Raw genomic sequence first — 18977 nt, forward strand, 5'->3', positions numbered from 1 at the left:
ACGAAGCAATTCCAGGAAAAGTGTGAAGCGGTTTTCCGTCCGGAATTGCGTCGATTGAGACGCGCAGCCACTACTGCGGGAACAGCTCCGAAAACGCCTTGTCGCCATTGGCCGTAAAGCGGATGGCGCGGCTGTTGGCCTCGCGTTTTGCCCAGCCCTTGTCGATGAACAGCGTCAGCAGCGCTTCGCCCAGAGATCCCGCGAGATGCGAGCGACGCTCGCTCCAGTCGAGACAGGTGCGGCAGATCGGCCGCCGGGATTTTTTCAATGCGGCATAGTCGATGCCGAGCGCCTCGATCCGGCTCTGGCCGGCCGGCGTCAGCGCCAGGTCGTCGCCTTTGACCTCGATCTGCTTCTCGGCAATCAGGCTGTCATACATGCGTACGCCATAGTCGCCGGCGAGATGGTTGTAGCAGACGCGCGCCTTCCGGAGCGCCGGATCCTTAGGGCCTGGTCGATGGCGGTTCATGCCGCGGCTGGCGGCAAAACCCATCAGGTTCTCGAGCATCAGCCCGACTTCGTCTTCCGCGAGTTGGAAATAGCGGTGCCGTCCCTGCTTGCGCTGGGTGAGCAGGCCACCGGCTTCGAGTTTGGAAAGGTGGGAACTGGCGGTCTGCAGCGTGATGCCGGCGTGGGTCGCAAGTTCGGTCGCCGTCAGGGCACGGCCGGCCATCAGCGCCGTCAGCATGTTGGCGCGGGCGGGATCGCCGATCAGCGATCCGATGAGAGCGATGTCAGGACCTTCCTTCATACTTCGATCGTAGTCGAAGCATCCCTATCGAACAAGCGGGCATACTCCACTCATCGAAGGCCCGCAAAATGCCGTGGCCACAAGGAGACGACGATGATCACCTGCTTCATCCGCTACGAAATCGATCCCTTCAAGAAGGAGGAGTTCGCCACCTATTCGCGCAACTGGGGCGAGGCGATCCCGCGCTGCGGCGCTGATCTCATCGGCTATTTCGGACCACACGAGGGTTCGGCGACAACGGCCTACGGGGTCTACAACATCGAGAGCCTCGCGGCTTACGAGGCCTATCGCGCCCGGCTTGCCGCCGATCCGCTCGGCCGAGAGAATTACGCCTTTTCCCGCCGCGAGCGGTTTATCCTGAAGGAGGAGCGAATCTTCCTGAAGAACGTATCTATGCCTGCCGGAGGTAAGTGAAACATGATTGCCGTCATCTTCGAAGTCCTGCCGGCCGAGGGTTGTCGCGACACCTATCTCGGCATTGCCGCCGATCTGCGCCCACTGCTCGACGACATCGATGGTTTCATCTCGATCGAGCGGTTCCAGAGTCTCGCCAATCCCGACAAGGTGCTGTCCCTATCCTTCTGGCGCGACGAGGAGGCGGTGAAGGCTTGGCGGAACGGCGCCGAACATCGCGCTGCGCAGGATGCGGGACGCCATGGCATCTTTGCCGACTATCGCCTGCGCATCGCCTCCGTCATCCGTGATTACGGGCTGAACGAGCGCCGTGAAGCGCCGGCCGACAGCCGCACCTTTCACGACGCCAAATGAAACGCCGCTGCAAAAGTTCTCACTAACATGGCGTGAATACGAACTTTTTCGGAACGGCCTTCAGGCTTTGGTAACCATCTTCGGTAACCATAAGCTCCATAGTCCGTTCCGAGTAAGCGTATTTGCGAGTTGTCCATGTCTTCAGTTGTTTCGCTTGCCGAAGTCTCCCGTTCCACCCGCCCGCTGGGCTGGCTCGACAGCATCATCAAGGGTGACTGCGTTGCGGCGCTCAATGCGCTTCCCGACAATTCTGTCGACGTCGTTTTCGCCGACCCGCCCTACAACCTCCAGCTCGGCGGCATGCTGACCCGTCCCGATCAGTCGGTGGTCGATGCCGTCGATGACGAATGGGATCAGTTCGCCTCCTTCGAGGCCTATGACGCCTTCACCCGCGCCTGGCTGCTCGCCTGCCGCCGCGTGCTGAAGCCGACCGGCACGCTCTGGGTCATCGGCTCCTACCACAACATCTTCCGCGTCGGCGCCATCCTGCAGGACCTGCACTTCTGGATCCTCAACGATATCATCTGGCGCAAGACCAACCCGATGCCGAACTTCAAGGGTCGCCGGTTCCAGAACGCCCATGAAACGCTGATCTGGGCGACGCCGAACGCAAATGCCAAGGGCTACACCTTCAACTACGATGCGATGAAGGCGGCCAATGACGACGTGCAGATGCGCTCCGACTGGCTGTTTCCGATCTGCTCCGGTCACGAGCGCCTGAAGGGCGACGACGGCAAGAAGGTGCATCCGACGCAGAAGCCAGAAGCACTGCTCGCCCGTATCCTCATGGCCTCCACCAAGCCTGGCGACGTCGTGCTCGATCCCTTCTTCGGCTCCGGCACGACCGGTGCCGTCGCCAAGCGCCTCGGCCGCCATTTCGTCGGCATCGAGCGCGAGCAGGATTATATCGACGCGGCATCGGCACGCATCGACGCGGTCGAACCGCTCGGCAAGGCCATGCTGTCGGTGATGACCGGCAAGAAGGCCGAACCGCGTGTCGCCTTCAACACGCTGATCGAAAGCGGGCTGATCAAGCCCGGCACGGTGCTCACGGACGCCAAGCGCCGCTACAGCGCGATCGTCCGCGCCGACGGCACGGTCGCTTCCGGCGGCGAGGCCGGCTCAATTCACCGCCTGGGCGCCAAGGTCCAGGGGCTTGATGCATGCAACGGATGGACATTCTGGCACTTCGAAGACGGGAACACCCTGAAGCCCATCGACGAACTCAGAACCGTCATTCGAAATGATCTGGCAAAGCTGAACTGATCAACCAGTTCGCCGGATCCTTCGAAAAGCGCTCCGACCGGTTTTTGTACCTTCAGTCCCGGAAGGAGTGCTTTAAATGCCCGGAATCCTCGAAAAGGGGATTCCGGGCATTTGTATGTTTCCGGTACGCTTGCCGGGTTGACGCGATAGGCAACGAAGCTTCGCCTGATTGCCAGTCCTTGCGTCCGGAAATAGGGTTCGGAGAAACCAGTCTTCACCCGAACATGGGGTGCCTTCCGCATGACCTCTCCCGATCGACTCAAGCGCGTGAAGCAATGGGCGCGTCAAATCAAACGCGACGTCGTAGCACTCTGGTTCGCTGCACGAGATCCTCGAACGCCGCTTTCAGCGAAATTCGTTGCCGGCGCCGTGGCGGCCTATGCGCTGTCGCCGGTCGACTTGATCCCCGATTTCATTCCGGTGCTCGGCTACCTTGATGATCTGGTCATCGTTCCGCTCGGCATCCTGTTGGCGGTGCGTCTCGTGCCGCCGGCGCTGATGCACGAATTTCGGGAGCGGGCGACGGCACAGGAGGGGCGCCCGTCCAGCCGCGGCGGTCTGGTCGCGATCCTATGCATCTGGCTGGTGGTCGCAGCGCTTGCTGGCTGGGTGGTGTGGCGCATGGTTTCGGCCGAAAGCTGACGATACCGCAACTTAGCTGGCCATCGGCTGGTTTTCGGCGAGACGGCCTGCGTCAGGGATGGATGCCGTAGGCGACGAGGTCGGCCTTCAGTTTCTCCGGATCGACGAAGTGTACCGCATGCCAGCCGGCGAGCCGTGCGGCTTCGACATTCGGCACGCTGTCGTCGATGAAGAGCGTGGCCGAGGGGGTAAGCCCGAAGGTGCGGGTGTGCGTCTCGTAGATGGCAATATCGGGTTTGATTAGCTTCACGTCGCCCGAAACCGTGACGCCGCGCGGCAATGTCAGGAAGGGATAGAGCTGCTGGGCCTCACGGAACGTATCAGAGGCGAAATTGGTCAGCATGGTCACGTCGCGCCCTTCGGCGATCAGCCGCTCCAGCAGCGAGACCGTTTCGACATAGGCGTGCGGCACCATCTCCTGCCAATACTTGCGGAACGCACGGATCTGCTCTTCGCGTTCCGGATGGTCTTTGATCAAAAGCGCTTCGGCTTCCTCCCAGGGGCGGCCACGGTCCTGCTCGATGTTCCAGTCATGGGTGCAGACATTGGCGAAGAACCATTCGCGCTCGGCCTCGTCCGGAATGATGCGGCTATAGGGCAGGTTGGGGTCATAGTGGATCAGCACCTTGCCGATGTCGAAGACGATATGGCGGATATCGATGCTGCTCATAGCTGCATTCCTTGCTCGATCTTTCAGCGTTCAGCCTTGAAGGCGTCAGGGATCGCCTGGGTGATCGCCTTTTTCATGACCGTCGGCAGCGCCTGGGCCCCGAGGGAGTGAACGGGTTCCCACCAGCCGTCGCCCTCCGCTCCGGCGCGCGCGACATTGGCGCGGTAGACGGAGAGACGCAACTCGAAATGTGTGAAGACGTGGCTGATGGTTCCGCAGTCTTCCCAGGGCGCAACGAAGGGTTGGGAGGCGAGCGAGGTGTCGCCGTCCTGTCGCGATGTCCAGTCGGTGCCGGGTACCTCGGTCATGCCGCCAAGAAGGCCGGTTTCGACCCGCTTGCGCAGATAGACGGCATTGTCGGCATCGATCGCGACGAAGGCCGCGCCGCGCCGAAGTGGCTTTTCTTTCTTCTGCGCCTTGCGCGGAAAGGTCTCGGGATCGGCAACCGAGAGTGCGCGACAGTGCGCACGGAAGGGACAGAGCGAGCAGGCAGGCCGCTTCGGCGTGCAGATCGTCGCGCCGAGGTCCATCATCGCCTGGGCGAAATCGCCCGGACGATCATCAGGCGTGAGGATGGCGACGCGCGCCCGCATTTCGGGCTTCGCTGCCGGCAGGGGCGCTTCGATCGCATAGAGGCGCGAGATCACCCGCTCGACATTTCCGTCGAGTACGGCGCTCTTGCGATTGAAGGCAATCGCCGCGATCGCGGCTGCGGTGTAGTCGCCGATGCCCGGAAGGGATTTCAGCCCGTCTTCCGTGTCGGGAAAACGGCCACCGTGACTGTTCGCGACGGCTTCGGCACATTTCTTCAGGTTGCGGGCACGGGCATAATAGCCGAGCCCGGCCCAGGCCTTCATCACGTCCTCGTTCTCGGCGCGCGCCAGGTCCTCGACTGTCGGCCACAGCGACAGGAACTTCTCGAAATAGGCCTTCACTGCCTGGACCGTCGTCTGCTGCAGCATGACCTCCGACAGCCAGACGTGATAGGGATCGGCAACGATCCCTCGGCTCGCCATAGGCGGAGAGACCCGCCAGGGCAGGTCGCGGTGGTGCCTGTCGTACCATTCCAAAAGTAGGGGAGCGGCGTCGGCCGCTGGGATTGAATCGTGCATGATTTGCCGGGAGTTCTCTTTCCGGCCTATACTTGGCGAAGCGGAGCCGCGGCATCAAGGCTCAATCGACGTTGCATACAGAAAGTCGCTTTCGTGAGTGAGCAGAAGCCACGCAAGGGTGTCGTCCAGATCAGCGAAGTCGCCAACGGCCTGATCGACCCCGTCCTCGCCAAGCGGGCAGGCATCAACACCATGCTGCTCGGCTCCTGGGACGAAATTGCCGGGGAAGGCTTCGCCGATTGCACGCGGCCGGAGAAGATCGCCTGGCCGCGCCGCGCCTCGGAAATCTCGGGTGAGGGCGGCTACCAGCCGGGCGTGTTGACGGTCGCTTGTGAAGGCGCACGTGCGCTCTTCCTGACCCATGCCCAGGGCGAACTGATCCAGCGCATCAACGGTTTCTTCGGTTTCTATGCCATCGGCCAACTGCGCATCGTTCAGAAGCCCGTGTCGCCGCAGCACAAACACCGTGGCAAGCCGAAGCCACTTTCGGGCGAGCCCGCGCGCCGGCTGGAAGCGATGGTCGAGGGCATAGAGAGCGAAGAACTGAAGGCGGCTTTGCGTCGGCTTGGGACGGCCGTGCTCGCGCCGCGTCGGCGGTAGGGCCATCAGCCGGTCACAATTCTTTGAATTCTGTTGACGACCGGCCACTTGCCGCCCCGCGCGCAGCAAGATATCGAATCCACACCATAAATCCCTCCGAACACGGGTCAAATTCATGTCCGCTTCCGCAATGAACCTTACGAAACGCCTGCTCAGCGGTGCCGCCATCGCAACCGTCGCCCTGGTGCTTGCTGCCTGCAGCGACGAAAAGAAGGAAACGGCATCAACCGCGCCGACCGAGGCGAGCGAGACGGCGGCAAATCCCGCTACGGACGCCATCACCACGGCATCGACGGCCGCGGCCCCTGCAAGCACCGAAGCAAAGCCGGCTGCAGGCACCGAAGTCGCCCAGTCGACCTCCGCTCCCGTGAAGGTCGAGCTTCCTTCTTCGGAAGGCTCGGTCGATCAGGCAAAGCTGCTCGAGCCGGGCGTCCTGCCGGAAATGGCGCTGGGCGAAGCCAATGCGCCGGTCACCATCGTCGAATACATGTCGATGACCTGCCCGCACTGCGCGGCCTTCCACAACAACACGTTCGAAGCGATCAAGACGAAGTACATCGACAGCGGCAAGGTCCGCTTCATCGTGCGCGAATTCCCGTTCGATCCGCGCGCGGCCGCCGCCTTCATGCTGGCGCGTTGCGCGCCGGAAGGCCAGTATTTCCCGATGATCTCCATGCTCTTCAAGCAGCAGCAGCAGTGGGCCGCGGCCCAGAACGGCCGTGATGCGCTGCTGCAAATGTCCAAACTCGCCGGTTTTACACAGGAGAGCTTCGAGGCCTGCTTGACGAACCAAAAACTTCTGGATGATGTGAACTCTGTCATGCAGCGGGGCGCAAAGGATTTCGGCGTACAGTCGACGCCGACCTTCTTCGTCAATGGTGAGCACTATTCGGGGGACATGTCGGTTGACGTTATGTCGGCCCTCATCGACAGCAAGCTCTGATCCTTCGCTTTTCCTGAAAACGGGCGACGGCAGCAGCCGTGCGCCCGTTTTTTTCGTTTCGCGGCGCTGTAGAGGGGGGTATCTCGTCGCCCCAGCGTCGCCCGCATGAAGTTCAACAAGCTCCGCCTGCTTGGCTTCAAATCCTTCGTCGAACCGACCGAGTTCATCATCGAGCGGGGCCTGACCGGCGTCGTAGGACCGAATGGTTGCGGCAAGTCGAACCTCGTCGAAGCGCTGCGCTGGGTGATGGGGGAAAACTCCTACAAGAACATGCGCGCCTCCGGCATGGACGACGTGATCTTTTCCGGATCCGGCAACCGTCCGGCGCGCAACACGGCGGAAGTCGGCCTCTATCTCGACAACGGCGATCGCACGGCACCGGCCGCCTTCAACGACAGTGACGAGATCCAGGTGACGCGCCGCATCGAGCGCGAACAGGGCTCCGTCTACCGCATCAACGGCAAGGAGGCGCGCGCCAAGGATGTGCAGCTCCTCTTTGCCGACGCCTCCACGGGCGCGCGCTCGCCGTCGATGGTCGGGCAGGGGCGTATCGGCGAGCTGATCGCCGCCAAACCGCAGGCGCGTCGGCAACTCCTCGAAGAAGCAGCCGGCATTTCCGGACTGCACTCGCGCCGCCATGAGGCGGAACTGCGCCTCCGGGCAGCGGAAACCAACCTTGAACGCCTCGACGACGTAACCTCGCAGCTCGAAAGCCAGATCGAGAGCCTCAAGCGCCAGTCGCGTCAGGCCAATCGCTTCAAGATGCTTTCGGCCGATATCCGCAAGCACGAGGCGATCCTGTTCCATATCCGCTGGGTGCACGCCAAGGAGGCGGAGGCCGAGGCGACGAGCCAGCTCAATCAGATCACGGCGCTGGTCGCGGAAAAGGCGCAAGCGCAGATGCAGGCGGCGAAGGATCAGGCGATTGCCAGCCTGAAGCTGCCGGAGTTGCGCGAGAACGAGGCGCGGTTCGCCGCCGCCTTGCAACGCCTGCAGATCGCCCGCTCGCAGCTTGAAGAGGATGCCGGCCGTATCCTCAGGCGGCGCGACGAGTTGCAGCGCCGTCTGGCGCAGCTTGCCGAAGACATCGCCCGCGAAGAGAGGCTTGTCGTCGACAATGCCGGCATCCTGGCGCGGCTCGACGAAGAAGAAGCCGAACTCAGCGACATGCTGGCCGAGGCCGATGACCGTGCGACGGAAGCACGCGAGCGGCTGGAAGAGGCGAACGAAAAGCTTGCCGGCAACGAAGCGCTGTTGGCGCGGCTGACGGCCGAACGTGCCGAGGCACAGGCCGGTCGCAACCAGCTCGAGCGCACGCTGCGCGATCTCTCGGAGCGCCAGGCCCGGCTTGCGCGTCAGCTCGCCGATCAGTCGCGCGATCTCGACGAGCTAAACCGGCAGATGGCCGCACTTCCCGATCCGCATGAGAAACAGGGCCAAGTCGAGGTTGCCGAGGCCGCGCTCGAAGAAGCGGAAATCAATGTGCTTGCGATCGAGGAGGCTCTGGCAGAGGCGCGCCGCGCCGAGGTCGAGGCGCGTCCGCCTGTTGATCGTTCACGCGCTACTCTCAACGGCATCGAAACCGAAGCGCGCACGATCCGGCGGATGCTGGAAGCGGCATCGGGCGGCACCTATCCCGCCGTCGTCGAGGAGATGAAGGTCGACCGAGGCTTCGAAATCGCGCTCGGCGCAGCCCTTGGCGACGATCTCGATTCACCGCTCGAAACGGACGCGCCGGCCCATTGGCGCGCCCCGGGAGATCATGCCGGCGACGCCGGCCTGCCGGAGGGCGTTACGTCGCTGATTGCGCACGTGAAAGCACCGGATGCGCTGACCCGCGCGCTGAAGCAGATCGGCATTGTCGCAAGCGAAGCGGACGCGGAACGGCTGCTGCCGCTGTTGAAGCCGGGCCAGAGCCTCGTCACCAAGCAGGGCTCCGTCTGGCGCTGGGACGGGCACGTGACCGGCTCCGAGGCGCCGAGTGCGGCCGCCCTGCGACTGGCCCAGAAGAACCGGCTGGCAGAACTCGATGCCGAAGCCGAGGGCGCAGCAGAGGCGCTGCGCCGCGCCGAGGCCGAACTTGCGGCCGCCGGTACACGCATCCACGCCGAAGACGAAAGACTGCGGCTTGCGCGCGATGCGCAGCGCATGATCACGCGGCAGCTAGCTGAAGCCCGTGACGCCCTTGCTGCCGCCGAGCGCGCCTCCGGCGATCTTGCTCGCCGCCGTGCGGTGTTGGCGGAAACGCGCAGCCAGATCGAGGTCCAGGTCGAGGAAGTGGCCGAGCAGATCGAGACGGCCAACGACGCACTGGCGGATGCTCCCGATCTTTCGGAGCTGGAACTGAAACTGCGCACGCAGACCGCCGACGTCGCTGCCGATCGTGCCGCAGTTGCCGAGGCCCGTGCCGCCCATGACGGCCTGGCGCGCGAGAACGAGGCCCGCCAGCGACGCATCACCGCGATAGCCAACGAGCGCCAGACCTGGAAGGCGCGCGCCGCGAGCGCCGAGGAACATATCGCCACGCTACGTGACCGCGAGGCCGAGGCTCGCGACGAAGTGGAAGAACTGATCGACGCGCCCGACGAGTTCGATGACAAGCGCCGTGCGTTGATGAACGAATTGCAGAAGGCAGAAGCGGCACGGCGCGAGGCGGCTGACCTTCTCGCCGAGGCCGAAAATCACCAGCGCGAGGCGGATCGGCTGGCGGCGACGGCGCTCTCCGAGCTGGCGGAATCGCGCGAGAAGCGTGGCCGCGCAGAGGAGCGGCTGGTTTCGGCCCGTGAGCGCCGTGTCGAAATCGAAGCGCGCATCCAGGAAGCGCTCTCCTGTGCGCCGCACGAGGTGATGCGCCTGACCGGGCTCGCTGTCGATGCGGCGTTGCCGGACATGCGCAACATCGAGCGCGAACTCGAACGGCTGAAGATCGAACGCGAACGGCTTGGCGCCGTCAACCTGCGCGCAGAAGAGGAGCAGAAGGAACTTTCCGAAAAGCTTGCTCTTCTCCTTAGGGAGCGCGACGACGTCATCGAGGCGATCCGCAAGCTCAGGAGCGCCATCCAGAACCTGAACCGCGAGGGCCGCGAGCGCCTGATCGCCGCGTTTGATGTGGTCAACGTGCAGTTCCAGCGGCTCTTCACCCACCTCTTCGGCGGCGGCACCGCCGAGCTGCAACTGATCGAGAGCGACGATCCGCTGGAGGCAGGCCTGGAAATCCTCGCTCGCCCGCCGGGCAAGAAGCCGCAGACCATGACGCTGCTTTCGGGCGGTGAGCAGGCGCTGACGGCGATGGCGCTGATCTTTGCGGTATTCCTCACCAATCCGGCGCCGATCTGCGTGCTCGACGAAGTGGATGCACCGCTCGACGATCACAATGTCGAGCGCTACTGCAACCTGATGGACGAGATGGCGGCCTCGACCGAGACCCGCTTCATCATCATCACCCACAACCCGATCACCATGGCCCGCATGAACCGCCTCTTCGGCGTGACCATGGCCGAGCAGGGCGTGTCCCAACTCGTCTCCGTCGACCTGCAGACGGCAGAGCGGTTGAGGGAAGTGGTGTAGCCACTCACTCGAATTCGGTGATGAACCCCGGCACCGGCCGCAATGCATCGCGCGCTCCCCAGGTATCGATGTAGGCGGCCAGGGGGACTTTGTTTGCGCGATATGCCGCATATAGCGTCGCAGCGCCTGCCTTCTCCGGCGGTCGCCTGAACCACCTGCTGTAGGTGACAACGGCGCCCGTCACCCAGGTCCATGCGTCGCCGATGCCGTTCTCGTTGACGAGCCCGAGCCAGGGTCCGACGCGGCGATGTTCCCCGCCTTCGAACAGGCTGTTGAAGAACCTGGCGTCCGTGTTTACCAGCGAGGCGACGAACGCATTTTCGTCACTGGATTCAATCGTGGCAAGGTGACCGCCGCAGCGTTCGGCAGTCGCCTTGGCTTCCTGCCAGCTGATCTGCTGCGCATTGTAGGCGGCCGCGTAGAGGCGCCCGTCGAACATGCCGTAGGTCAAGGACAACGGCGACAGGCAACGCACCATGGCCACCACTGCCGCATCCTCAAGCCCCTCGAGATCGGCGGCATCATAGCGGCGTGCGATTGCAGCCGAGAGGATTTGGTGGTCGACGCGAGCAAATCCCAGGCCCAGGGCGGCGCTGGTCTCCTGGTCGAGAAATCCGGATTGCGTCAGACCGCGGGCTGTCTGAAACGAGGTTACCGCCCGGCGCGTCTGGCCACCGAAGGTCCCGTCTGTCTGGCCCGTATCGAACCCTTCGCTGCGCAATGCCTCTTGCGCGCTTGAACGCTTTTCCCTGCTGTCGAACACCTTTTGCTCCTGCGCCATCGCTACCAATGGCGACCGCAGGTCGTCAATTGCTCCGAGACGCCGAACGGATTGGCGGGCTGCGTCGGCGTAGCTGCCGCTGCCATGTTTGGCGATGAAGCGTTTCCAGGTTCGAATGGTGTCGACACGCATCGCCTTGCCAAAGTCGAGCGCGGCGAGATCCACGGTGGTCGCCGCCGAATGGGCAGGCTCTCTAACGGCTGTGTCGCGGCCGAGATAGAACTCCAGATCGAGCGAAGACAGAATCTGCGGTGACTGTTTCCCGTCCGTCTCTGAGCGTACTTCCCGGATCACGCGCTTGAAGGCCGTGCCGATTTCAAGGCCAGGGCCGGAGAGATTGGCGATCAGCGCACGGGTAAAGGGTGAGTGCCCGTCGGTGCCGTCTGCGGCGACCTGTCCGGGTGCCGCGGCAAAGGCCACGAGCGTGCCTGCACCCTGTGTGTCAATCGGTGCGAGCCCCCTGATGGCGCCACCGCGGCTTGCGCCCTCCACTTCGCGATTGAGCCGGTCTGCGAGCGGATTGTTGCGGCAGGCATCGAGGAAGATCAGCGAGATCTTCGCACGCTTTTCCAACGCGTTGACAATTTCGGAGAGTGCCATGGTTTCGGCTGGCACGTCGAATTCGCTTTCGAGCCTCGCATCGGTTGCGACAAGGAAATTATCGCCGTGCAGCTGCATGCCATGTCCGGCGTAGTAAAACAGTGCAACGTCTTTGGGGCCGATCTTGCGCGAAAAGCGCGCAAGCGCCTCGGCGAGACCCCTGCGATTTGTATTGAGCACGAGGTCGGCCTCAAAGCCCTGGTCATCGAGGAAGGTCTTGAACGCTTCGGCGTCGCGCGAAGCATTGGGCAGAATACCTGCAACGACGTAGTTGCTCATGCCGACGATCAGCGCCAACCGTTTGCCGTCCTCCTCGGCGAGGGCGTGCCCGACTGCAAGCAGGACGATCAGGGCCGAGGTGACCCAGGACGTGAGTTTTGTACGCCATTTCATGACCTACCCTCCGAGCCTCTGAGCCTGAACGGATCGCCATGACGGGACATTCTTGAATGCACCCCATCGCCGGAATCGATATGCGTGACTACTCAAATTCAAGAACGAGGCTCGGGGACATGTTGATGAGCCCCATGTCTTGCCACGTGTTGAGGTAGGTACTCCTCATGTCTTGCCGGCCGTCACGCTGGGTAAAATACATCGCGGAATCGGCGTCCGGCTTGAATTCGTATGGCGCGCCTGGGACCCATTTTGTGTAAGTCATCGCCTCGCCTCGCCTCGCCGCTGTCCCAGTGCCAGCCGCCTTTTGGCTCTTTGCCTTGCGGGTCCTGAACCAGGCCAATCCACGGCCCGATTTTGTAGCTGATGTTGTCCGGAGCGTAGTAGCCCATATCGAAAAAGCCCGGGTCGGCGTTAAACAGCGATGCGATAAAGGCATTTTCCGCGTCCGATGTGATCGAGGCAAGATATGTGCCGCAGTTCTTGGCGACGGTTTCGGCATAGGGTGCGCGAGTCGACCCCGTTCGTGCCACGACATAGAGATGGCCCCCGAAAGCACCATAGACGGACGGCTCGTGACCCAGGCATTTGATGGCGGCAAGGACACGCTCGTCTGTTTCGAGCCCGGTAAGGTCGTCGATGTCATAGATTCGCGCCGTCGTTGAACTGTATATGCCCTCTGCCCTGTCGTTGACCTTTATGCCAAGGGCTGCTGCAGTGAGCTCGGTGATGAAACCGCTCGCCGGCTGACGGTTGGTGCTTTGGAAGCGTTTGATCGCTTCGCGTGTCTGTCCGCCGAAAACGCCGTCGGCCACGCCGGATGCAAAGCCCTTGGCTGCGAGTGCTAGCTGGACGTTTTTGCGCTGTTGCTTGTCCGGCAAGAGCCGCGCTTCTACCGACAGCGGAAGATGCGACTGGTTGCGCACCGCTGCGGGTTCGATCTGTGCCAGTGTCTGGCGCGCGAGTTGCGCATACTCGCCGGTGCGGTGCTTTTCGACGAAGAAGTGCCAGATCCGTGGCGTGCCGATCCTCAGGGCCTTCTTGAAATCCGCTTCCGCCCCAAGCGCAGCCGGGTCGACTGCCGGTGCCTGTATTGCAGGCAGGGTGGCATTGGTATGCGGCACTATCATCTCCGGCCCGAACTAGAATTCCAGCGACAGGGAGGACAGGATTTGCGGCTGCTGTTTGCCCTGCGTTTCCTTGCGCACGTCGCGAACGACCCGCTTGAAAGCGGTGCCGACCTCAAGGCCAGCGCCGGAGAGATTGGCGATCAGCGCGCGGGTGAACGGCGAATGTCCGTCGGTTCCGTCGGCTGCGACCTGGCCAGGGGCGGCGGCGAAGGCGACGAGCGTTCCGCCACCCTGGGTCTCGATCGGCGCCAATCCTCTGGTTGCGCCGCCGCGGGTGGCACCCTCAACTTCGCGCGTGAGTCTTTCGGCGAGTGGGTTGTTGCGGCAGGCGTCGAGGAAGACCATCGATATCCTGGCACGTTTCTCCAGTGCATTGATGATCTCGGAAAGCGCTACGGTTTCGGCCGGGACGTCGAATTCGCTCTCAAGCTTTGCATCGGTCCCGACGAGGAAGTTTTCGCCGCGCAGCTGCATGCCGTGCCCGGCGTAGTAGAACAGGGCTGTGTCTTCAGGCCCGATCTTGCGCGAAAAGTTTGAAAGCGCGCCGGCGAGACCCTTGCGATCCGCGTTGAGCACGAGGTCGGTTTCAAATCCCTGGCCCTTGAGGAAGGCGTCGAACGCTTCGGCATCACGTGAGGCATTGGGCAGCGTTCCGGCAACGACGTAGTTGCTCATGCCGACGATCAGCGCCAGCCGTTTGCCACTTCCTTCGGCAAGAGCGTTCCCTGCAGCAAATAGGACCATCAGCGCCGAGAGGAGCCAAAATCTCAGATCCGCACGCCATTTCATGACCTACCCTCCGAGCCCTCGAGACTGAAACGGATTGCCATGACGGGATATTCATGGATGCGTCCCCATCGCGTGAATTATATTAGATAATTGTGATTTATCCAGTTATGCGGGCGTGCCGACCTGCGCGGTGGTCCAGGCGGTCACTCGAATTCGAGAATGAGACCGCCCGTTCCGTCGGTTGGCCCCATATCGTCCCAGGTGTCGACATAGACGGACTTCGTGTCGGCTCTGCCGTTGCGGTGCGCGTAGTACATGCCGATATCGTCGCCCTTCTTGCCCTCGTTCGGCATGTCCTGGAACCATTTCGTGTAGGTCAGCGGCTTGCCATTATCCCAGTGCCAGCCGCCCTTGGGCTCCTTGCCCTGTGGATCTTGCGTAAGGCCGATCCATGGGCCCATCTTGTAGCTGACGTTTCCGGTGGGATCGTAGCCCGTCTGGAAGAACCTTTGGTCGGCGTTGAAAAGCGAGGCGACGAAAGTGTTCTCTTCTTGAGAGGAAATCGCCGCAAGATGCGCGCCGCAACCGCTGGCTATCCCGCGCGCGTAAACTGCCAGAATCGTACCCGTTTGCACGGCGACATAGAGATGCCCGCCGAACGCGCCGTATACGGTATCGAAGTGGCGCAGGCAGGTTAAAGCCTCCAGAACACGTTTATCGGTTTCGAGACCTTCGAGGTTGGCAACATCGTAGCGTCGGGCTTTGGTCGCGCTGTAGATGCCTTCCGCGCTGTCGTTGACCTTGATGCCGAGGGCTGCTGCGGTGCGCTCGGTAATGAAACCGCTCGCCGGCTGGCGGTTGGTGCTTTGGAAGAGTTTGATCGCTTCGCGCGTCTGTCCACCGAAAACGCCATCGGCCGTGCCCGCCGCAAATCCCTGGGCGGCAAGTGCGAGCTGGACGTTTCGCCGCTTGTCTTTGTCCGGCAACAGCCGTGCTTCGACGGATTGTGGCAGATGAGACTGGTTGCGCACCGCCGCGGGCTCGATCTGTGCCAGCGTCTGGCGAGCGAGTTCCGCATATTCGCCGGTGCGATGCTTTTCGATGAAGAAGTGCCAGATCCGAGGCGTGCCGATCCTCAAGGCCTTCTTGAAATCTGCTTCGGCCTCCAGTCCTTCGGGGTCTATGGCCGGTACCGCAACGGCCGGCAGGGCGGCCTGGATCTGCGGCGCGGCCGCTTCCGGTCCGAAATAGAATTCGAGCGAAAGCGATGACAGGATCTGAGGCTGCTGCTTGCCCTGCGTTTCCTTGCGCACGTCGCGAACGACGCGTTTGAAAGCAGTGCCGACCTCCAGGCCAGCGCCGGAGAGATTGGCGATCAGAGCGCGCGTAAACGGCGAGTGCCCGTCGGTTCCATCGGCGGCCACTTGCCCGGGCGCGGCGGCAAAGGCGATGAGCGTGCCGGCACCCTGGGTCTCGATCGGCGCCAACCCTCTGGTCGCGCCGCCGCGGGTGGCGCCTTCGACTTCGGTATTCAGCCGGTTGGCGAGCGGGTTGTTGCGGCAGGCATCGAGGAAGATCATCGATATCCGGGCACGCTTCTCCAGCGCGGTAATGATCTCGGACAGGGCTATGGTTTCGGCGGGAACATCGAACTCGCTCTCGAGCTTAGCATCCGTGCCGATGAGAAAGTTCTCGCCGTGCAACTGCATGCCATGGCCGGCGTAGTAGAAGAGGGCGACATCCTCCGGGCCGATTTTGCGCGAAAAGCTTGAAAGCGCGGCCGCAAGGCCCCTGCGATCTGCGTTGAGCACAAGATCGGTTTCAAATCCCTGCCCGTTGAGGAAGGTGCCGAATGCTTCGGCGTCGCGTGAGGCGTTGGGCAGCGTTCCTGCCGCCACGTAGTTCGTCATGCCGACGACGAGCGCAAGCCGCTTGCCGCTCTCCTCGGCGAGGCCATGCCCGACCACGAGCAAGACCATCGCGACCGAGAGGAGCCAGGATCTCACTTTCGCACGCCATTGCATGACCTACCCTCCAAGCCCACGGGACTGAAACGGATCGCCATGACGGGATATTCTTGGATGCGCCCCATCGCGTGCATTTATATTAGGTTTTTATAATGGATCGGGCAATGTCGACACTCAAGCCTCTGGCGGGCATTTGTGGTGCCGATAGAAGAGGCAAAGCCCATGTTGTGCGGGTTCTGCCCCTCGGCCTGCCAATATGTTGCATTGTTACAGAAAATGATGCGGTGCAGCATAAATCTTCGCCAGATGCATTTTCAGCCTGAAGCATATACTGTAAATCGTCATAAAACACTGTATCTGGGTGGAGAGCAGGCATGACGAAATGGGTTTACACCTTCGGTGGGGGCAAGGCCGAAGGACGTGCAGGTGACCGCGAGCGGTTGGGTGGCAAGGGCGCAAACCTTGCCGAGATGTGCAACCTCGGCTTGCCGGTGCCGCCTGGCCTGACCATCGTCACCGATGCCTGCAACAACTTCTTCGACAACGACAGGCAAATGCCTGACGGCCTGCACGATCAGGTGCGCGAGGGTATCCGCCGGATGGAGGAGGTGACGGGCCGCGTCTTCGGCGACACCAGCCATCCCTTGCTGCTTTCGGTTCGCTCCGGTGCCCGCGCCTCGATGCCGGGCATGATGGATACAGTTCTCAATCTTGGGCTCAACGACGAGTCGGTGCACGCGCTCGGCCATGACGCCGGCGACGCGCGCTTTGCCTGGGACAGCTACCGTCGCTTCATCCAGATGTATGGCGACGTGGTCATGGGCGTCGATCACGACGTCTTCGAGGAAATCCTCGAAGATGAGAAAGCGCGTCTCGGCCACGAACAGGACACCGAGCTTTCCGCGGTCGAGTGGCAGCATGTCATCTCCCGCTACAAGGAGGCGATCGAAGAGGCGCTCGGCGAGCCGTTTCCGCAGGATCCGGAAGTACAGCTTTGGGGCGCCATCGGCGCCGTCTTCTCAAGCTGGATGAACGCGCGCGCGGTGACCTATCGTCATCTGCACGGAATTCCGGCTGCCTGGGGCACGGCGGTCAACGTCCAGGCGATGGTCTTCGGCAATCTCGGCAATGCGTCGGCAACCGGCGTCGCCTTCACCCGCAATCCGTCGACCGGCGAGAGCGAACTCTACGGCGAGTTCCTCGTCAACGCGCAAGGCGAAGACGTTGTTGCCGGCATTCGCACGCCGCAAAACATCACCGAGGCCGCGCGTCTCGCCTCCGGTTCCGACAAGCCGTCGCTCGAAAAGCTGATGCCGGAAGCCTTCACCGAGTTTCGGTCGATCTGTGATACGCTGGAGCGTCACTACCGCGACATGCAGGATCTCGAGTTCACCATCGAGCGCGGCACGCTCTGGATGCTGCAGACGCGCTCGGGCAAGCGCACCGCCAAGGCAGCGCTGAAGATCGCCGTCGATATGGCGGAGGAGGGCCTGATTTCCGAGCAGGAGGCCGTCGCCCGCATCGATCCGGCCTCGCTCGACCAGTTGCTGCATCCGACGATCGATCCGCATGCGCGGCGCGACATCATCGGCTCCGGCCTGCCGGCCTCGCCAGGTGCTGCGACCGGCGAAATCGTCTTCACCTCCGAGGAGGCGGTTCAGGCCGACAAGGAAGGCCGCAAGGTCATTCTCGTGCGCGTCGAAACCAGCCCGGAAGACATTCACGGCATGCACGCCGCCGAAGGCATCCTGACGACGCGCGGTGGCATGACCAGCCATGCGGCCGTCGTTGCCCGCGGCATGGGCACGCCTTGCGTTTCCGGCGCCGGCAGCATCCGCGTCGATCTTCGCAACGAATTGCTGACGGCCGGAAGCGTGACGCTCCGCAAGGGCGACGTCATCACCATCGACGGCTCGTCCGGTCAGGTGCTGAAAGGGTCGATCGCCATGCTGCAGCCGGAGCTTTCCGGCGACTTCGGCAAGATCATGGCCTGGGCGGATGCCAGCCGCCGCATGACTGTCAGAACCAATGCCGAAACCCCGGCGGATGCGCGCGCGGCGCGCTCCTTCGGCGCCGAGGGCATCGGCCTCTGCCGCACCGAGCACATGTTCTTCGAGGATGACCGCATCAACGTCATGCGCGAGATGATCCTCGCCGACGACGAGGCCGGCCGGCGCTTGGCACTCGCCAAGCTCCTGCCGATGCAGCGCTCGGATTTCGCCGAATTGTTCTCGATCATGCATGGCCTGCCGGTGACAATCCGCCTGCTCGACCCGCCGCTGCACGAGTTCTTGCCGAAGACCGACGAGGAGATCGCCGATGTCGCCGGCGCACTTTCGCTTGATCCGTCGGCACTGCGCCAGCGTGTCGACGAGCTGCACGAGTTCAACCCAATGCTCGGCCATCGTGGGTGCCGTCTGGCAATCTCCTATCCTGAGATCGCCGAGATGCAGGCGCGCGCCATCTTCGAGGCTGCCGTCGAGGCCGCCCGCGAAACCGGCGCGGCCGTCGTTCCTGAAATCATGGTGCCGCTCGTCGGCCTCCGGGCCGAACTCGACTACGTCAAGGAGCGCATCGACGCGGTCGCCAAGGCGGTGATCGGCGAAGCCGGCATCGGCATCGACTATCTCGTCGGCACGATGATCGAATTGCCGCGCGCAGCACTCCGCGCCGGCGTAATCGCCGAAGCGGCCGACTTCTTCTCTTTCGGCACCAACGACCTGACGCAGACGACCTTCGGCATCTCGCGCGACGACGCCTCGCAGTTCCTGGCGACCTACCAGCAGAAGGGCATCATCGAGCAGGACCCCTTCGTCTCGCTCGATTTCGAAGGTGTCGGCGAACTGATCCAGATCGCCGCCGAACGTGGACGACGCACCAAGAACGGCCTGAAGCTCGGCATCTGCGGCGAACATGGCGGTGACCCGGCCTCGATCCGCTTCTGCGAGGACGCCGGTCTCGACTACGTCTCCTGCTCGCCGTTCCGCGTACCGATTGCCCGTCTTGCCGCCGCCCAGGCGGCGATCAACGGCAAGGGGTAGGGGGGCCCTCTGCGTGT

Annotated in this window: 15 protein-coding genes; 8 read left to right on the top strand and 7 right to left on the bottom strand. The window is 62.8% G+C overall.

Annotated features, from left to right (window positions below; genetic code table 11):
• Positions 1–70: 70 nt before the first annotated feature.
• Entirely contained in the window at positions 71–751 is a 681-nt protein-coding gene (locus tag IB265_RS04330; protein WP_057250649.1) for a helix-turn-helix transcriptional regulator, read from the bottom strand.
• Positions 752–844: 93 nt separating this feature from the next.
• On the opposite strand from IB265_RS04330, the gene IB265_RS04335 reads away from it, so the two are divergent.
• The 4 genes from IB265_RS04335 to IB265_RS04350 all read left to right on the top strand — a co-directional run bounded on the left by IB265_RS04335 (position 845) and on the right by IB265_RS04350 (position 3427).
• Positions 845–1165 (top strand): NIPSNAP family protein, encoded by a 321-nt coding sequence (locus tag IB265_RS04335; RefSeq protein ID WP_057250647.1) that lies wholly within the window; start codon positions 845–847, stop codon positions 1163–1165.
• A 3-nt stretch (positions 1166–1168) separates the two neighbouring features.
• Positions 1169–1519, top strand: a complete 351-nt coding sequence (locus IB265_RS04340; protein ID WP_057250645.1) for an antibiotic biosynthesis monooxygenase — start codon at positions 1169–1171, stop codon at positions 1517–1519.
• 135 nt (positions 1520–1654) lie between these two features.
• On the top strand, positions 1655–2785 hold the full coding sequence (locus tag IB265_RS04345) for a site-specific DNA-methyltransferase (RefSeq protein WP_057250643.1): 1131 nt from the start codon (positions 1655–1657) through the stop codon (positions 2783–2785).
• Positions 2786–3025: 240 nt separating this feature from the next.
• Complete coding sequence (locus IB265_RS04350; RefSeq protein WP_057250641.1) at positions 3026–3427, top strand: YkvA family protein; 402 nt, start codon at positions 3026–3028, stop codon at positions 3425–3427.
• A gap of 52 nt (positions 3428–3479) precedes the next feature.
• On the opposite strand, the gene IB265_RS04355 is transcribed toward IB265_RS04350, so the two are convergent.
• Both IB265_RS04355 and mutY read right to left on the bottom strand, forming a co-directional pair.
• Complete coding sequence (locus IB265_RS04355; protein ID WP_057250639.1) at positions 3480–4097, bottom strand: HAD family phosphatase; 618 nt, start codon at positions 4095–4097, stop codon at positions 3480–3482.
• Positions 4098–4120: 23 nt separating this feature from the next.
• On the bottom strand, positions 4121–5209 hold the full coding sequence (gene mutY, locus IB265_RS04360) for an A/G-specific adenine glycosylase (RefSeq protein ID WP_057250637.1): 1089 nt from the start codon (positions 5207–5209) through the stop codon (positions 4121–4123).
• A 93-nt stretch (positions 5210–5302) separates the two neighbouring features.
• On the opposite strand from mutY, the gene IB265_RS04365 reads away from it, so the two are divergent.
• The 3 genes from IB265_RS04365 (at position 5303) to smc (ending at position 10319) form a co-directional block, all read left to right on the top strand.
• Entirely contained in the window at positions 5303–5809 is a 507-nt protein-coding gene (locus IB265_RS04365; protein WP_057250635.1) for a DUF721 domain-containing protein, read from the top strand.
• A 115-nt stretch (positions 5810–5924) separates the two neighbouring features.
• Complete coding sequence (locus tag IB265_RS04370; protein ID WP_057250633.1) at positions 5925–6752, top strand: DsbA family protein; 828 nt, start codon at positions 5925–5927, stop codon at positions 6750–6752.
• 105 nt (positions 6753–6857) lie between these two features.
• A complete protein-coding gene (smc, locus tag IB265_RS04375) occupies positions 6858–10319 on the top strand; it encodes a chromosome segregation protein SMC (protein ID WP_057250631.1) in 3462 nt (1153 codons plus the stop codon).
• A gap of 4 nt (positions 10320–10323) precedes the next feature.
• Here smc and IB265_RS04380 read toward each other — a convergent pair whose 3' ends face one another.
• The 4 genes from IB265_RS04380 to IB265_RS04395 form a co-directional block, all read right to left on the bottom strand.
• Positions 10324–12093: a caspase family protein gene (locus IB265_RS04380; RefSeq protein ID WP_057250629.1), complete on the bottom strand. Its 1770-nt coding sequence runs from the start codon at positions 12091–12093 to the stop codon at positions 10324–10326.
• Between the two features lie 182 nt (positions 12094–12275).
• The gene (locus IB265_RS04385; RefSeq protein WP_192494636.1) at positions 12276–13217 is read right to left on the bottom strand and encodes a peptidoglycan-binding protein; all 942 of its coding nucleotides are present in this window, start codon (positions 13215–13217) and stop codon (positions 12276–12278) included.
• Between the two features lie 18 nt (positions 13218–13235).
• Positions 13236–14012, bottom strand: a complete 777-nt coding sequence (locus IB265_RS04390; RefSeq protein WP_192494637.1) for a caspase family protein — start codon at positions 14010–14012, stop codon at positions 13236–13238.
• Between the two features lie 143 nt (positions 14013–14155).
• Positions 14156–15976, bottom strand: coding sequence for a caspase family protein (locus tag IB265_RS04395; protein ID WP_057250623.1), 1821 nt, complete (start codon positions 15974–15976; stop codon positions 14156–14158).
• Positions 15977–16293: 317 nt separating this feature from the next.
• On the opposite strand from IB265_RS04395, the gene ppdK reads away from it, so the two are divergent.
• Complete coding sequence (gene ppdK / locus IB265_RS04400; protein WP_057250621.1) at positions 16294–18960, top strand: pyruvate, phosphate dikinase; 2667 nt, start codon at positions 16294–16296, stop codon at positions 18958–18960.
• The last annotated feature ends 17 nt before the right edge of the window (positions 18961–18977 follow it).

This window comes from Ensifer sp. ENS10, assembly GCF_014852025.1.
In the GTDB taxonomy this organism is placed as follows: domain Bacteria; phylum Pseudomonadota; class Alphaproteobacteria; order Rhizobiales; family Rhizobiaceae; genus Ensifer.

What these genes read in the sequence shown, in the direction of transcription:
- ppdK (WP_057250621.1), top strand. Translation starts at nt 16,294, where the DNA reads ATGACGAAATGGGTTTACACCTTCGGTGGGGGCAAGGCCGAAGGACGT.
- IB265_RS04345 (WP_057250643.1), top strand. Translation starts at nt 1,655, where the DNA reads ATGTCTTCAGTTGTTTCGCTTGCCGAAGTCTCCCGTTCCACCCGCCCG.
- IB265_RS04370 (WP_057250633.1), top strand. Translation starts at nt 5,925, where the DNA reads ATGTCCGCTTCCGCAATGAACCTTACGAAACGCCTGCTCAGCGGTGCC.
- mutY (WP_057250637.1), bottom strand. Translation starts at nt 5,209, where the DNA reads ATGCACGATTCAATCCCAGCGGCCGACGCCGCTCCCCTACTTTTGGAA.
- IB265_RS04330 (WP_057250649.1), bottom strand. Translation starts at nt 751, where the DNA reads ATGAAGGAAGGTCCTGACATCGCTCTCATCGGATCGCTGATCGGCGAT.
- IB265_RS04350 (WP_057250641.1), top strand. Translation starts at nt 3,026, where the DNA reads ATGACCTCTCCCGATCGACTCAAGCGCGTGAAGCAATGGGCGCGTCAA.
- IB265_RS04335 (WP_057250647.1), top strand. Translation starts at nt 845, where the DNA reads ATGATCACCTGCTTCATCCGCTACGAAATCGATCCCTTCAAGAAGGAG.
- IB265_RS04340 (WP_057250645.1), top strand. Translation starts at nt 1,169, where the DNA reads ATGATTGCCGTCATCTTCGAAGTCCTGCCGGCCGAGGGTTGTCGCGAC.
- IB265_RS04380 (WP_057250629.1), bottom strand. Translation starts at nt 12,093, where the DNA reads ATGAAATGGCGTACAAAACTCACGTCCTGGGTCACCTCGGCCCTGATC.
- IB265_RS04355 (WP_057250639.1), bottom strand. Translation starts at nt 4,097, where the DNA reads ATGAGCAGCATCGATATCCGCCATATCGTCTTCGACATCGGCAAGGTG.
- IB265_RS04395 (WP_057250623.1), bottom strand. Translation starts at nt 15,976, where the DNA reads ATGCAATGGCGTGCGAAAGTGAGATCCTGGCTCCTCTCGGTCGCGATG.
- smc (WP_057250631.1), top strand. Translation starts at nt 6,858, where the DNA reads ATGAAGTTCAACAAGCTCCGCCTGCTTGGCTTCAAATCCTTCGTCGAA.
- IB265_RS04390 (WP_192494637.1), bottom strand. Translation starts at nt 14,012, where the DNA reads ATGAAATGGCGTGCGGATCTGAGATTTTGGCTCCTCTCGGCGCTGATG.